General features: G+C 32.7%; 20 protein-coding genes. 18 read left to right on the top strand and 2 right to left on the bottom strand.

What is annotated here, in order from left to right:
- Positions 1–38: 38 nt before the first annotated feature.
- The 18 genes from L1276_RS20250 to L1276_RS20165 all read left to right on the top strand — a co-directional run bounded on the left by L1276_RS20250 (position 39) and on the right by L1276_RS20165 (position 13,188).
- A complete protein-coding gene (locus L1276_RS20250; RefSeq protein ID WP_253791055.1) occupies positions 39–635 on the top strand; it encodes an NAD(P)H-dependent oxidoreductase in 597 nt (198 codons plus the stop codon).
- Positions 636–712: 77 nt separating this feature from the next.
- On the top strand, positions 713–1,126 hold the full coding sequence (locus tag L1276_RS20245; RefSeq protein ID WP_253791053.1) for a 3-hydroxyacyl-ACP dehydratase FabZ family protein: 414 nt from the start codon (positions 713–715) through the stop codon (positions 1,124–1,126).
- 151 nt (positions 1,127–1,277) lie between these two features.
- Positions 1,278–1,766 carry an SRPBCC domain-containing protein gene (locus L1276_RS20240; RefSeq protein ID WP_253791051.1) on the top strand — a complete coding sequence of 163 codons (489 nt, stop codon included), beginning with the start codon at positions 1,278–1,280 and terminating at the stop codon, positions 1,764–1,766.
- A gap of 166 nt (positions 1,767–1,932) precedes the next feature.
- Entirely contained in the window at positions 1,933–2,829 is an 897-nt protein-coding gene (locus tag L1276_RS20235; protein ID WP_253791049.1) for an NmrA family NAD(P)-binding protein, read from the top strand.
- A 12-nt stretch (positions 2,830–2,841) separates the two neighbouring features.
- The gene (locus tag L1276_RS20230) at positions 2,842–3,756 is read left to right on the top strand and encodes an AraC family transcriptional regulator (protein WP_253791047.1); all 915 of its coding nucleotides are present in this window, start codon (positions 2,842–2,844) and stop codon (positions 3,754–3,756) included.
- Positions 3,757–3,820: 64 nt separating this feature from the next.
- Complete coding sequence (locus tag L1276_RS20225) at positions 3,821–4,249, top strand: hypothetical protein (protein WP_253791044.1); 429 nt, start codon at positions 3,821–3,823, stop codon at positions 4,247–4,249.
- A gap of 11 nt (positions 4,250–4,260) precedes the next feature.
- Complete coding sequence (locus L1276_RS20220) at positions 4,261–4,476, top strand: ArsR family transcriptional regulator (RefSeq protein ID WP_253791042.1); 216 nt, start codon at positions 4,261–4,263, stop codon at positions 4,474–4,476.
- A 72-nt stretch (positions 4,477–4,548) separates the two neighbouring features.
- Positions 4,549–4,917, top strand: a complete 369-nt coding sequence (locus L1276_RS20215) for an ester cyclase (RefSeq protein WP_253791040.1) — start codon at positions 4,549–4,551, stop codon at positions 4,915–4,917.
- A gap of 98 nt (positions 4,918–5,015) precedes the next feature.
- Positions 5,016–6,065, top strand: coding sequence for a serine hydrolase (locus L1276_RS20210; RefSeq protein WP_253791038.1), 1,050 nt, complete (start codon positions 5,016–5,018; stop codon positions 6,063–6,065).
- A gap of 7 nt (positions 6,066–6,072) precedes the next feature.
- Entirely contained in the window at positions 6,073–6,495 is a 423-nt protein-coding gene (locus tag L1276_RS20205) for a DUF1801 domain-containing protein (protein ID WP_253791036.1), read from the top strand.
- Positions 6,496–6,497: 2 nt separating this feature from the next.
- The gene (locus tag L1276_RS20200; protein ID WP_253791034.1) at positions 6,498–7,601 is read left to right on the top strand and encodes an MBL fold metallo-hydrolase; all 1,104 of its coding nucleotides are present in this window, start codon (positions 6,498–6,500) and stop codon (positions 7,599–7,601) included.
- 52 nt (positions 7,602–7,653) lie between these two features.
- The gene (locus tag L1276_RS20195) at positions 7,654–8,778 is read left to right on the top strand and encodes a lactonase family protein (protein WP_253791032.1); all 1,125 of its coding nucleotides are present in this window, start codon (positions 7,654–7,656) and stop codon (positions 8,776–8,778) included.
- A 201-nt stretch (positions 8,779–8,979) separates the two neighbouring features.
- On the top strand, positions 8,980–9,498 hold the full coding sequence (locus L1276_RS20190; RefSeq protein WP_253791030.1) for a GNAT family N-acetyltransferase: 519 nt from the start codon (positions 8,980–8,982) through the stop codon (positions 9,496–9,498).
- A gap of 82 nt (positions 9,499–9,580) precedes the next feature.
- Positions 9,581–10,162, top strand: a complete 582-nt coding sequence (locus L1276_RS20185) for a TIGR00730 family Rossman fold protein (protein WP_253791028.1) — start codon at positions 9,581–9,583, stop codon at positions 10,160–10,162.
- 90 nt (positions 10,163–10,252) lie between these two features.
- Complete coding sequence (locus L1276_RS20180) at positions 10,253–11,440, top strand: PorT family protein (protein WP_253791027.1); 1,188 nt, start codon at positions 10,253–10,255, stop codon at positions 11,438–11,440.
- Positions 11,441–11,579: 139 nt separating this feature from the next.
- Entirely contained in the window at positions 11,580–12,047 is a 468-nt protein-coding gene (locus L1276_RS20175) for an SRPBCC family protein (RefSeq protein WP_253791026.1), read from the top strand.
- A gap of 85 nt (positions 12,048–12,132) precedes the next feature.
- Positions 12,133–12,501 carry an iron chaperone gene (locus L1276_RS20170; RefSeq protein ID WP_253791025.1) on the top strand — a complete coding sequence of 123 codons (369 nt, stop codon included), beginning with the start codon at positions 12,133–12,135 and terminating at the stop codon, positions 12,499–12,501.
- Positions 12,502–12,507: 6 nt separating this feature from the next.
- Entirely contained in the window at positions 12,508–13,188 is a 681-nt protein-coding gene (locus tag L1276_RS20165; protein ID WP_253791024.1) for a mutarotase, read from the top strand.
- Between the two features lie 78 nt (positions 13,189–13,266).
- Here the strand turns inward: L1276_RS20165 and L1276_RS20160 are convergent, their stop codons facing one another.
- Both L1276_RS20160 and L1276_RS20155 read right to left on the bottom strand, forming a co-directional pair.
- Positions 13,267–13,629: a VOC family protein gene (locus L1276_RS20160; RefSeq protein ID WP_253791023.1), complete on the bottom strand. Its 363-nt coding sequence runs from the start codon at positions 13,627–13,629 to the stop codon at positions 13,267–13,269.
- 19 nt (positions 13,630–13,648) lie between these two features.
- The gene (locus L1276_RS20155; RefSeq protein WP_253791021.1) at positions 13,649–14,392 is read right to left on the bottom strand and encodes a DUF2625 domain-containing protein; all 744 of its coding nucleotides are present in this window, start codon (positions 14,390–14,392) and stop codon (positions 13,649–13,651) included.
- Between the last annotated feature and the right edge of the window lie 25 nt (positions 14,393–14,417).

Below are 14,417 nucleotides of genomic sequence, written 5' to 3'. Positions count from 1 at the left end.
TGAAGTGTGTCTTTACATTTAAAAATAAACTATTAAAAATGAATATCCTAATCGTTTACAGCCATCCCAGTAAAAAATCTTACACCTTTCAGGTTTTGGAACAATTAAAACAAGCCATAAAGAAACAAAACTGGGATCTTGAAATTTCGGATTTATATGCTTCCAGCTTTCAAAGTGATATGAGTGAAGAAGAATATGAAAGAGAAGGTTTTGCTAAACTTAATCTGCCTATTCCAAAAGACGTTTTAGCAGAACATCAAAAAATTAAAAAATCCGATTGCATTATTTTTCTATATCCCGTTTGGTGGAGCGATTGTCCTGCAAAACTAAAAGGCTGGTTCGATCGCGTATATTCTGTTGGATATGCGTATGGACAAACAGACAATTTCCCAAAAATGAAAACCATTCCGTTTGGACTTGTAATTTGTACTGCCGGACATCCAAACTCTTTTTTATCTGAAATTGGAATGTCACAAAGCATGGAAAAAATTATGATTGAAGATCGTTTAGGAAAACGTTTCGAAAACAAAGAAATGCTTATTCTGGGCGGAACATTAGAATTAGAAAAAGTAATGGCAGATCATCTTTTACAGATTGAAAAAGCCGTTGAAAAAATTAAAATTTATTTGGCCTAAAACCCAAAAAACGATAAAATTTCAAATTAGAATAATCTCCGCATTTTCCTTATATTGCGTAGAACAAAACTACAAGCATGTCAAAAAATATAGAAAGTCTAATTCCGCACAGAGCACCATTTCTTTTTGTTGATGAAGTACTATCTTATACGAAAGCAGAAATAATTGGTATTAAAACATTTAACGAAAAAGACAACTGGTTAAAAACTACTTTTAGAATATTAGATTTCATACCCGGAGCTATTCTTATCGAAGCAATGGCACAATGTGGCGGCGCAGGTGTAAAACTTTTGGGAATTACAGATGGAATATTTGGTTTAGTAAGCATTGAAAATGCCGAGTTTTATGGCAAAGCCAAATTTGGAGACGAAATAAAACTTGTAATAGAAAATATCCGTTTGGGCGAGAAAATTATAAAACAGCAAGGAACTGCTTATATTGACGAAAAACCAATTCTTAAAGCTGGCTGGATGTGTGTTAAAATAGCTTAGCCATTTACCGCAGATTTCGCAAAGTCAAAAAATCTAAAATCTAAAAACTCCTCAAAACTTGTCCGAAATCACCCGTAAAATTGTCTCATAAAAACCTAACCAATTGATTTTTAAAGAATAAATTTGATATTCAACTTTTAAAAATCATAAAATGAGCGCAATAGATTTTACCACAGTAATACAAGTCAATCAGTCTCCGCAGGAAGTTTTTAATGCTGTTACAAATGTACGAGGCTGGTGGTCTGAAGAAATAGAAGGGAATACGGCGAAATTAAATGATGTATTTGATTATCATTATGAAGATATTCATCAATGTAAAATAACATTAATAGAAGTAATTCCGAACCAAAAGATAGTTTGGCTGGTCGAAAAAAATTATTTCAAATTTACCGAAGATAAAACAGAATGGACAGGAACAAAACCAACTTTTGAAATCAAAGAAAAAGAGGGTAAAACAGAACTTCGTTTTACTCATTTTGGTTTAGTTCCAGAATACGAATGTTTCGAAATATGCCGTGATGCCTGGACAAACTACATTCAAAACAGTTTAAAAAAACTAATTGAAACCGGAAAAGGAGAACCCAACGCAACCGGAAAACCTCAGACAGAAAACGAAAAGAAATTATCTGAAAAGCAATAAATTTATGCCCGCTGATTCTACGGATTAAACAGATTTTCACTTAAAAAACTCAGTACATCAGAATCTTAATTTCTAAGCCTCTTTTTTAGACTACAACAATAGTAGATTTGGCTACAGCTGTTCTTTTGATGTGACGCAACTTTGTATCATCAAAAAATCAGAACACATGAAAATTACAATTACAGGTTCTTTAGGGAACATCAGCAAGCCATTGGCTAAAGAATTAATTCAAAAAGGTCATTCAGTAACCATAATTACAAGCAGTGCTGAAAGAAAAGAAGAAATCGAAAAACTTGGTGCAGAAACCGCTATTGGCTCAGTTGAAGACAGCGCATTTTTAACTGAAACTTTTTCAGGTTCAGATGCCGTGTATTGCATGATTCCGCGCGCCAATTATTTTGATCCAAACTTAGATTTAGATGCTTTTACCCGCAAAATTGGCAATACTTATGCCCAAGCCATCAAACAATCTGGCGTAAAACGCGTTGTTTTTCTAAGCAGTATTGGAGCACATTTAGAGCAAAATTCAGGAATTATTCAGCGTTATAATGAAATTGAAGCTGTTTTAAATCAACTTACAAACGTTTCCATTACGTTTATGCGTCCAACTTCGTTCTATTATAATTTACTGGCTTATATTCCGGCGATAAAAAACCAAGGATTTATAGCAGCAAATTATGGCGCAGATTCTCTAATTCCATGGGTTTCACCAAACGATATTGCACAAGCCATTGCCGAAGAACTTACTTCTCCGCTTGACGGAAAAAAAATCCGTTATGTGGTAAGTGAAGAATTAACAGGTAATGAAACAGCACATATTTTAGGAACAGCAATTGGAAAACCCGATTTGGAATGGAAATTAATAGGCAATGAAGAAGTATTAAATGGCTTAGTTTCTGTTGGTATGCAGCCTAAAATTGCAGAAGGTTTGGTCGAAATGTATGCGGCACTTCACAACGGAGTATTAGGCGCAGACTTTTCTAATAATAAACCTAACGTATTTGGAAAAACAAAACTGGCAGATTATGCAAAAGAATTTGCTTTAATTTACAATCAAAAATAAGTATCTTAGGTTATGGCAAATCAACAACCGCATAGAATAAAAAGCATCAGCGAATTTCATGAGTTTCGGGATTTGCCAAAACCTGAGCATCCGCTTGTCAGCGTTTATAATTTTGAGGATCTTAAATATCTCAATGCACAAGAACCAAAAAGTCTGATTTTGGATTTCTATTCCATCGCATTAAAAAGAAATGCCAATGCCGTAATGCGTTACGGCCAGCAGGAATACGACTTTAAAGAAGGCGTTTTGTTATTTATTGCGCCGGGTCAGGTATTTTCTATCGAAGGAAATTCAGAACTGCAGCACACGGGATATTCATTATTAATTCATCCCGATTTTTTATGGAATACACCGCTTGCGCAGAAAATCAAGCAATACGAATATTTTGGATATTCTGTTTACGAAGCACTGCACCTTTCTGATAAAGAAGAAAAAATGATTATCGATATTATAAAAAATATTCAGCAGGAATATCAATCTAATATTGACAAATTCAGTCAGGACGTTATAATTGCACAAATTGAATTATTGCTCACCTATTCTGAACGTTTTTACAACCGTCAGTTTATAACCCGAAAAATAAGCAATCATGAAATTCTGGCACGTTTAGAAAATCTGCTCGAAGACTATTTCAGCAGTCATTCTTTAACTAAAAAAGGACTTCCTACAGTATATTCTATCGCCGAAAAATTAAATGTTTCTCCCAATTATTTAAGCGGTTTATTGAAACATCTTACGGGACAGAGCACACAACAGCACATTCACAATAAATTGATCGAAAAAGCCAAAGAAAAACTTTCGACTACCAATTTGTCTGTAAGCGAAATTGCTTTTGAGTTAGGTTTTGAGCATCAGCAGTCTTTCAGCAAATTATTCAAGACCAAAACCAATATTTCTCCTCTGGAATTCAGACAATCTTTCAATTAAAACAATATTTCACTATATCTAATTCATAATTTTCATAAATTCGTAAGTCTAAAAAATCGAAATTATGAACCCCATTTTGAGGAATACTTTGGCTGTTATTGTCGGAATTATTATTGGAAGTATAGTAAATATGAGTATAATTTTAATGAGCAGTTCAATTATTCCGCCTCCAAATGGAGTTGACAATAGTACAATGGAAGGTCTTCAAAAAACAATGCATTTATTTGAGGCTGAACATTTTCTTTTTCCTTTTCTGGCTCATGCCGTGGGAACGTTTGCCGGGGCAGTTACAACAGCCATACTTGCTTTTAATCAAAAAAAGAAACTGGCTTTGGTAATTGGTGCTTTTTTTCTTCTTAGCGGAATTGTAAGCGTTTGCTCGCTTCCGTCACCAAGGTGGTTTACATTTATAGATTTAGCTTTTGCTTACATTCCAATGTCTTATCTCGCTTTAAGAACAGTTTGCAAAAAAGAGACCCGATTACAATACTAAAAAAAGCAAAAATGAACGAGAAACTCTCCAAACAAAAACCGGCAAAAATGTGTTACGAACATATTGGCGGAAAACTAGGCCAGTTACTAGCTGTGAGCTTTGCTGAAAAAGGATGGATTGCCAAAAAAAAACCAAGTGATAAACACTTTTATATTACTGATTTAGGGCAAAAAGAATTCACAAAATTAGGCATTGATATTTCGGAAATAAAATCCGAAGATTTATAAAAAATAAGCGTTTATTTATTTAAAAACGTACTTCCAAATTTCATAACTTAGTTTGCTATTACATTTAAAATTATGACTAAGAAAGAAATTGCTCAAAACTTCCTGAAACTTGCAGCTAACGGACATCCTCACGAAGCATTCCGACTTCATGTGAGCAAAGATTTTAAACATCATAATGCTTATTTTAAAGGCGATGCCGATACTTTAATGCTGGCAATGGAAGAATCTGCAAGAAAAAATCCGAATAAGATTTTTAATGTTCATCATATTTTAGAAGAAGATAATATCGTCGCAGTGCATTCGCATTTAAAACAAACTCCAGCAGACGCAGGTTTTGCAGTTGTTCATATTTTAAAATTCAAAGCCGACAAAATCATTGAACTCTGGGATTTAGGTCAGCAGATTCCAACTGAAACTGTAAACGAAAATGGAATATTTTGAAATAATTATTAATTATAATTCAGATTCAAACACTAAAACTAACAGTTAACCACCAACCATAAACTACCAACCATAAACTACCAACCATAATCCAAACAATGACCTCAATTTTTAAATTTTCCTCTTTTTTATTTCTATTACTTATTCTTTCAAGCTGCAATTCATCGGCACAAAAAAAAGATGATTATTCTTTTAAGATTGACAGTATTATTCAAAATAGTACTTCTCCTGTGTTTAATGGCGTAGTTCTAATTTCTAAAAACGGGAAAACTTTATACAATAAAGCACATGGCTTTGCCAATTTTGAAAGTAAAAAACCTTTGCAGCCAGATAGTCAATTCGAAATTATGTCTAATACCAGACAAATTACAGCTGTTTTAATTTTGAAAGAAGTTGAAAAAGGAAAAATTGATTTACACGCACCTATAAAAAAGTATTTACCCGAACTTATACAATCCTGGGCAGACTCAGTAACTGTGCATGAATTATTAAATCATACTCATGGAATAATTGATATAGAAAAACCATTGCTTTTTAAACCCGGAACTGAATTTAAATATGGAAATTTAGGATATAGTATACTTGGGAAAATAATTGCTGTAACTACTAAAAAAAGTTATTCAGAAACAGCAAATGCTTTTTTCAAAGAACTTAAAATGAAAAACACATTTTGTTATACTGCTGATAAAAATCTAAATTTAGTTTCTGGTTATATAAATTCTAAGAATGTCTTTGAAGGTGTAACCGAAACAATGATTACACCTGAAAGCATTGCATCTAATGGAGTTATTTCAACTGTCGCCGATTTAAATATTTGGAATAATAACCTTCATAAAGGAAAACTTTTAAAACCCAAAAGCTATCAATTACTTTTCAAGTATAACATAACTGCACAACATAATTTTTTTGGAAAAGAAAAAGAAGGTTACGGTTATGGATTTAGAATTATTGAAAAAGAAACTGTAAAATATATTGGACACACTGGTTTAGGTGATGGGTTTTCTTCAATAAATTTGTATTTTCCTGAAAGTGATATTAGTCTGATTGTTTTGGAAAATCAAATGAATGAAGATTCAAATTTGTTCTATTCTTCTGAATTTAAGATTAAAAACATTTTATTGAAAAGCGATTTGCTTCATAAAAAATAAAAGTATCATGGCAAAGAATAAAACTACAGAAACAGAAAGCAGCGTCATTGATTTTATAAAAGTTATTGATGACGAAAATAAACGAAATGATGCTTTTGAACTTCTAAAAATAATGCAGGAAGTTACAGGTTTTGAACCAAAATTGTGGGGACCCAACATTATTGGTTTTGGAAGCTATCATTACAAATACGCCAGCGGACATGAAGGCGATGCGCCGTTAACAGGTTTCTCGCCAAGAAAAGATGCTATCTCGCTTTATTTAAATCCGGTTTTTGAAAACAAAGAAGAACTGCTTTTGAAATTCGGGAAACATAAAGCCGGCAAAGGATGCATTTATATCAAAAAACTAACAGACATTGATCTCGAAATCTTAAAAAAGATGATTTCGCTTTCAGTAGAATCTATTCAGAAATTATATCCCTCAAAATAAAAATGATCACATTCTTAATCCTGCTATTGATAATCGCACTTATCGGTTATACCTTTTTACAACATCCAAAATTTGGAAAAAAGCCTTCCGGCGAAAGATTAGCTTTAATTCAAAAATCACCTCAATATAAAAACGGAAAATTCGAAAACCAGACTTTTACGCCGGATCTGGCCGAAGGTGAAAGTTTTATTGGCGTTTTATTTGAATTCTTCTTTAAAAAAGTAGAGAGAAAAATTCCAACCGATTTAATTCCGTCAATCAAAACCAATCTGCATCAACTTTCTATCGATCAGGATGTTTTGGTTTGGTTTGGACATTCGTCTTATTTTATTCAGCTTGAAGGAAAACGGTTTTTAATCGATCCGGTTTTCAGCGGTAATGCCTCTCCCATTGCTGGCACAACAAAATCGTTTAAAGGAAGTGACATTTATACTGTTGACGATTTTCCTGAAATTGATTATTTACTGATAACTCATGACCATTACGATCATTTGGATTATGATACCATTATCAAATTAAAACCTAAAACAAAAAAAGTAATCACGGCACTTGGAGTTGGTTCGCATTTTGAATTTTGGGGTTTTCCAATAGAAAACATCATCGAAAAAGACTGGAATGAAAAAATAGAATTAGATCAAAACCTAACGCTTTATACAACACCGTCAAGACATTTCTCCGGCAGAAGTTTTAAACGCTGTAACACACTTTGGACTTCTTTTGTTTTAGAAACCAAAGATTTTAAAATGTATTTGGGCGGAGACAGCGGTTACGACAAACATTTCGCCGAAATTGGAGCAAAATTTGGTCCGTTTGATGTCGCTTTAATCGATAACGGTCAATACAACGAAAAATGGAAATACATTCATAATATGCCAAATGACGTGATAAAAGCCATAAAAGATTTAAAAGCAAAAAGGGTTTTCCCTGTACATTCTTCTAAATTTGCTTTATCGCTGCATTCCTGGGATGAACCGCTCATTAAAGTAACCGAATTAAACGCCGTTTCAGAAAATCCAATTCCGTTAATTACGCCAATGATTGGCGAATTAGTGGAATTAAAAAACGAAAAACAAGAGTTTAAACAATGGTGGAAAGGCGTGAGATAAAATTTAGATTTTAGATTGAATTGAGACTGTAAACTTGAAACAAAAAAACCACATGAAACAAAAAATAAGCTTCTTAATACTAACTCTTTTCCTGACATTCAATATTTTTTCGCAAAACACCTATGTCTTTTTAGGATCATACAATCGTGATAAATCGGCAGAAGCAATTCAGGTTTATCAATTAGATACTTTAAACGGAAGACTGAACAAAATAACTTCGGTAAAAAATATTATAAATCCATCCTATTTAACCGTTTCTCCAAACGGAAAATACATTTATGCCTGTACAGATACTAAAACACCAAACGCGGGAAGTGTAAGTAGTTTTGAATTTAATCCCGAAAATAAAAGCCTGACTTTTTTAAACAGTCAAAGAAGCGGAGGCGAAAATCCGGTATATGTTTCAGTTCATAAAAGCGGAAAATGGCTGGCGAATGCAAATTATACCGAAGGAAGTGTTTCGGTTTACCCGATTCTTGAAAACGGAAAAATCGATTCGATTGCACAGAATTTCCATTATACAGACGGAAGCACTCATAAAGAAAGACAAACCAAATCTCATGTTCATTCGGCCGTATTTTCTCCGCAATTCGATTATTTATTTTTACCCGATTTAGGTGCTGATAAAATTCGCTGTTATGCTTTTAACGAAAATAAAAAACAGCCTTTAACCGAAACCGAAAATCCGTTTACCAAAACTGATTTAGAAGCCGGACCAAGACATTTTACTTTTCATCCGAATCAAAAATTTGGTTATTGCATTGAAGAGATGGCTGGGCAGATAAGTGTTTATAACTATGATAATGGCGTTTTAAATAAAATTCAACGTATTGCGACACATTCTGATAAGATAAAAGAAGGATTTGAAAGTTCTGATATTCATATTTCTCCTGACGGAAAATTTCTGTACGCTGCAAATCGAGGAAAAGAAAATAATATTGCTATTTTCTCTATTGATGAAAAGGGGCTTTTAAAAAACATTGGTTATCAATCGACTTTAGGAAAACATCCAAGGATTTTTGCCATCGATGAAACTGGCAAATTTTTAGCTGCCTCAAATGTGCTTACTGGAAATATTATTGTTTTTAGAAGAAATCCTAAAACAGGATTGCTCAAAAAAATAGGAAAAGAAATTAAAATGGAAAACGTTTCTTGTGTTCAGATTAAAAATATTTAATTGATTTTGCTGCCCACTGACTTTACTAAACAAACTGCTGAACGCCGTTTTTTCATCTTGAGCGAAGTCGAAGGATTCGCCATGAAAAGCATTACTCTTTGTCGATTTTCGAGCATAATTTCTCCTTTTTCTGTCGAGATAAGAAAATCATTTTAATCCATTAATATGTGGAAAAGACTAATCAAAAAAAAATCAAAAATCATGATATCAAATTTCAACTTACAGCCTGAAGTTTTAGAAAATGAAATCTCAAAGTTAATCCCATTAAAGGACAAACATTTTGACGCATTATTTGAAGCGGCTTCCGACCCCTTAATTTGGGAACAGAATCCTGTAAAAAACCGACATGAAAAAGAAGCTTTCAAAACTTTTTTTGATATCATAATTACAAAAGGTTCGTTCTTAATTTTCGATAAACAAACCAATGAAATAATGGGAACAACGAGCTTTTACGATTACAGTTCAGAAAAATCAAGTGTTGCAATTGGCTACACCTTTATAACCAGAAAATTTTGGGGAGGACCTTATAATAAATCAAATAAAAAATTAATGATCGATTATGCTTTTCAGCACGTTGATTCGATCCTTTTCCATGTTGGCGCAGAAAATTTCCGTTCGCAGAAAGCCGTTTTAAAACTCGGGGCAGAAAAAATAAATGATGTCATGTTTAGTGTGAATGGTGTTGACATGCCGTATTTTGAATATGAATTGAAGAAATAAATTTGTCACAGTTTATGTCAGTTTACAGTAAAGTGTAAATTTGCAGCAAAACATCAACCTTTTTACTTTTTAACATACAAACATGAAAAAAATCACCGTTTTCTGCGGATCAAGTTTTGGAACCGAAGAAATCTATAAAGAACAAGCCGAACTATTAGGAAAAACTTTAGCCAAACAAAATATAGGTTTAGTCTATGGCGGAGCAAATGTTGGCTTAATGGGCGCTGTTGCCGATGGCGCTTTGAGCGAAAATGGAACTGTTATTGGTGTTCTTCCTAATTTTTTAAGATCAAAAGAAATTGCGCATCAGGGTTTAACCGAATTAGTTTTGGTTGAAAGCATGCACGAACGCAAAACTAAAATGAGTGACTTATGCGATGGCGTAATTGCACTTCCCGGAGGTTTTGGAACTCTAGAAGAGCTTTTTGAAATGCTTACTTGGGCACAACTGGGTTTACATAAAAAACCTATCGCCATTTTAAACATCAACGGATTTTATGATGCCCTTATTCAGCTTCTTAATGTCATGGTTGAAAAAGGTTTACTGAAAGACGTAAATGCTGAAATGCTTTTAGTAAGTGATAATATTGAGGATTTACTAGATAAAATGAGAAATTATAGGCCGCCAACGGTTGGAAAATGGATTGATAAGGGGAAGGTTTAAAAACTTTTTTTTGAAATTATTTATATGAAATTTCTTGTATATATTTGCCCGCGATTAACATTTCAAAAATAAAAATTTCAAACCATCAAAATGATTAAAAAACTACTTTTCTTACTTTTATTTACTTTTCTCAGCTTTCATTCTTATTCACAAATTGTCTTCGAAAAAGCGTATTACATTGACAACAATAACACCAAAGTTAACTGCTTAATTAGAAATCAAGATTGGATAAAAACTCCAAAAGAATTTCAATATAAATTAACTGAAACAGATCAGCCTCAGACTTTAACTATTCAGCAAGTCAAAGAATTTGGTTTTGAAAACGATGCAAAATATCAAAGATTCAGTGTAAATATGGACAGATCGAGTGAGAATATGAGCGCGATGAGTTATGTCAAAAATCCTGAATTTACTGAAGAAACATTGTTTTTAAAAGTATTAGTTGAAGGAAAAGCAACTTTATATCAATATGATGAAAATGATTTAAAAAGGTTTTTCTTTAAAACTGATGAAGCAGCTTTAAATCAATTAGTTTATAAAAGTTATAAAATTAACGAATTTGAAGTTGGCCATAACAACCATTATAAACAGCAATTATCTAATGCTTTGCAAGACAATGCTATTACATATAGAGATATTAAGAGTTTAAGCTACAGTAAAGATAAATTAGCGGCACTTTTTTCAAAATACAATCAATCTGTTGATCCAAAAACTGCCGTAGAAAAAATCAAACAGAAAAAAGATTTATTCAATTTAAATATTAGAGCAGGAATAAGCAATAGCAAAGCTTCTGTAAAACGTATCGATATGCCTTTGTATGATGCTGACTTTGATAATAAAACACAGGTAAGATTAGGGGTAGAAGCTGAATTTATTTTAGGTTTTAACAGAAACAAATGGGCTTTTATTGCAGAACCTACTTATCAATACTATACTGCAGAGACAATAGTAAGAAAAGTGAATACATCTATTGATTATAAATCCATTGAATTACCTATTGGGGTAAGGTATTATTCGTTCTTAAATAATGATTCTAAACTTTTCTTTAATTTACAATACATTGTAGAATTTCAATTAAGTTCAGAAGTAAAATATCCTCCCTTTGGTAACTTCGACGTTGCAGTTAATAGGCCTTTTGCAATGGGAGTTGGTTATAAATTTAAAGATAAATATGGCTTAGAAATAAGATACTCAACTAAGAGTATTCTTAATGAAGGCAGCCATTATTCATCAAAATATACATCTGCTTCAATCATTTTTGGCTATACCATATTCTAAAATAAACTTTCATTACTTATACAAATCCAGACAGGTATCTTGTCTGGATTTTTTTTATCTCAATTTTTGAAATTTCTTTCTTAAATTAGAAGTCCAAAAAACAACTCACATTTTACCTCTCACATTTTACTTATTAACCATGAAAACAGAAAACAACAAATATGCAAAGGCCGAAATGCTGATTAGAAAACCTGTTTCGGAAGTTTTTGAGGCTTTTATTGATCCGGAGATTACGAGTAAATTTTGGTTTACAAAAGGTTCCGGAAAATTAGAAGAAAATCAAAAAACAGAATGGACTTGGGAAATGTATGGTTTTTCGCTTACCGTATCGACTTTGGTTTTACAGAAAAATAAAAAGATTGTTATTGAATGGGGAAATCCTGATGAAACCACTTTAGTAGAATGGGTTTTTACGCCATTAAATGAAAATGAAACTTTTGTAAGCATTACCAATTCTGGTTTAAAAGGCGATTCAGATAAAATAATCGATCAGGTTCGTAATTCAACAGAAGGTTTTACATTGGTTTTAGCTGGAGCAAAAGCTTATCTGGAACATCAATTACAATTGAATTTGGTTCTGGATCGATTCCCGAAAGGACTGGCATAAAGAAATTTCACGTTTCAAGTTTTTTTAGTTTCAAGTGCTGTTTCAACCTGAAATCTGAAACCTGAAACTAAAAAAACAAAAATTCATGGAAACGAAAAAACCCGAAAATATCGACGAATACATTGGCGGATTTCCTAATGCTGTTCAGGAAATTTTAGAAAAAGTTCGAATGACGATTCAGAAAGCGGCACCGGATGCCAAAGAAAAAATCAGTTATTCGATGCCGGCATTTGAGCAAAACGGAATTGTTGTTTATTTTGCAGCTTATAAAAATCATATTGGTTTGTATGCTTTGCCAACCGGTCATGAAGCTTTTGCAGCAGAACTTTCAAAATATAAATCCGGAAAAGGTTCTGTTCAGTTTCCTTTAAAAGAAAAAATGCCTTATGATTTAATTACCAAAATTGTAAAATTCAGAGTAAAAGAAAACCTTGAGAAAGCGAAAAAGAAATAAGCTTAAATGAATTTAACGGAACATTACAAGCAACTTTATACATCTTCTGCGGAAGCGATTTTAAACGAAAATTATCGTTTAGATCCGAAGATAAATGACCCATCTGATTCCAGATTTGGAATTACGCTTCTCCTCCGCCCCAGCGAAAAAATAAAAGAAAAAATACTGCTTTTTCTAAAACAATTAAAAGCTGTTGAACCTTCTCAATATTATTATCCGGATTCTGATATTCACATCACTGTAATGTCGATTATTTCGTGTTATGAAGGTTTTAGTTTGGATAAAATTGCAATTGAAAATTATATCGAAATCATCCAAAAAAGCTTATTCAATTTAGATAAAGTTAAAATTGATTTTCGAGGCGTAACAGCTTCAAATTCGGCCATTATGATTCAGGGGTTTCCTTCTGATGAAACTCTGAATAATTTAAGAAATAATCTACGTGAAAACTTTAAAAATTCGACTTTAGAACAAAGTATCGACAGTCGTTATTCAATTTCTACGGCTCATTCAACCGTAATGCGTTTTAGGGAAAAACTTCAAAATCCTCAAAAATTAATTGAAGTTGTGGAACAATTTCGGGATTATAACTTTGGAGAGTTTAATGCTGAAAAATTAGAATTAGTTTTTAATGATTGGTATCAAAGAGAGAAAAATACAATTCTTTTGAACGATTTTGAGTTGTGATTTTTTTGCTGCGAATTGCTCGAATTTTCACTAATTTTTATTTCCCATTCGTGGAAATTCAGGCAATTCGCGGTAAACTTATTTTTTAAACGTCCCAAAATGCCATAAAACTCCTGACGGATCGTGTAGAAAACATTCGCTTCCCCAATCTAAATATCTTGTTGGTGTTAATTTAACACCGTATTTTTCTGTTAAGTTCAATACTGCAAGTTCTTTGTAATAACGATCTGCGTCATCAACTTCAAGGAAAATCATCGTATTTTCAATCCAGCTTTTATCATAATAATCTTGTAGATAAAAAGCCATTTCTCCTGATTTAAAAACCGAAAAATTAGATTCTAAAACTACTTCTTCAAACCCTAAATCTCGATAAAAAGATCTTGAAACTTCAAAATTTTCGGCGCCAATAAAAGGCCGAATTGATTTGATATTATGATTCATGTTTTATTGTCTTTTGAAATTATTTATCAAAACCAAGCTGCTTCCGTAAATCCAAATTTAAACTGTATTGTTCCTGAACCGGAATTATTTTTCTAGAGCTTTTGTTAATATCACTTCCTTCGGCTGTCCATAGAAAAGGATAGAAGTTAAACACTTCATCACCTTTTAATTTTGAGACTTCTTCTCTCCATCCGTTCCATCTGTTGCCTTCATAAAACTTATCGAGATCATTATTAAAGCAAAATCCTAAAAATTCAGAATATGTAATATCAAGCTGCTCAAATTCGAGATTATCAGGAGAAAAATAATACATCTTTCCAATGTCAGTTCCTAATCCGCCGCCGTTTAAAAAATAAAAACCACCAATAGCATCATCGGCAACTAATAAAAACGCTGGGGCTTCGCCAAATTCATTAAATGATTTTCCTTTGTTCCAATCTGGAAGCGTGCGGTCAAATTTTGAATTTCCTGAACCCAAAATCCTAATCCATCCATCATCGATCAAAAGACCGCCGGTATTAAAAACAATTGCTCCCATTGGCGATCGGGTTGTAACCTGAGTTTTGTATAATGCTTCTTTTGCTTTTGATGCGTCAGTCGGTAAAATCTCAACTTTATTTTTTGCGGTTTTAATCCAATCTTCAACCAGAGTCCAGCCCGGATCTGTTTTATCAATAAGTTCTTCGGCTTTTTTCATTTTGTTTTGTGCAGTTGCTGCAAAAGTTAAAAATGTCAATACTAGTAACGAAAACTTTGGTGTCATTTATATAATGCAGATAATTATTTAT

This window comes from Flavobacterium sp. HSC-32F16 (genome assembly GCF_024171645.1).
Taxonomy (GTDB): Bacteria; Bacteroidota; Bacteroidia; order Flavobacteriales; family Flavobacteriaceae; genus Flavobacterium.
Note: the sequence above shows the minus strand (reverse complement) of the source record. Positions and strands in the feature narration are given on the sequence as shown.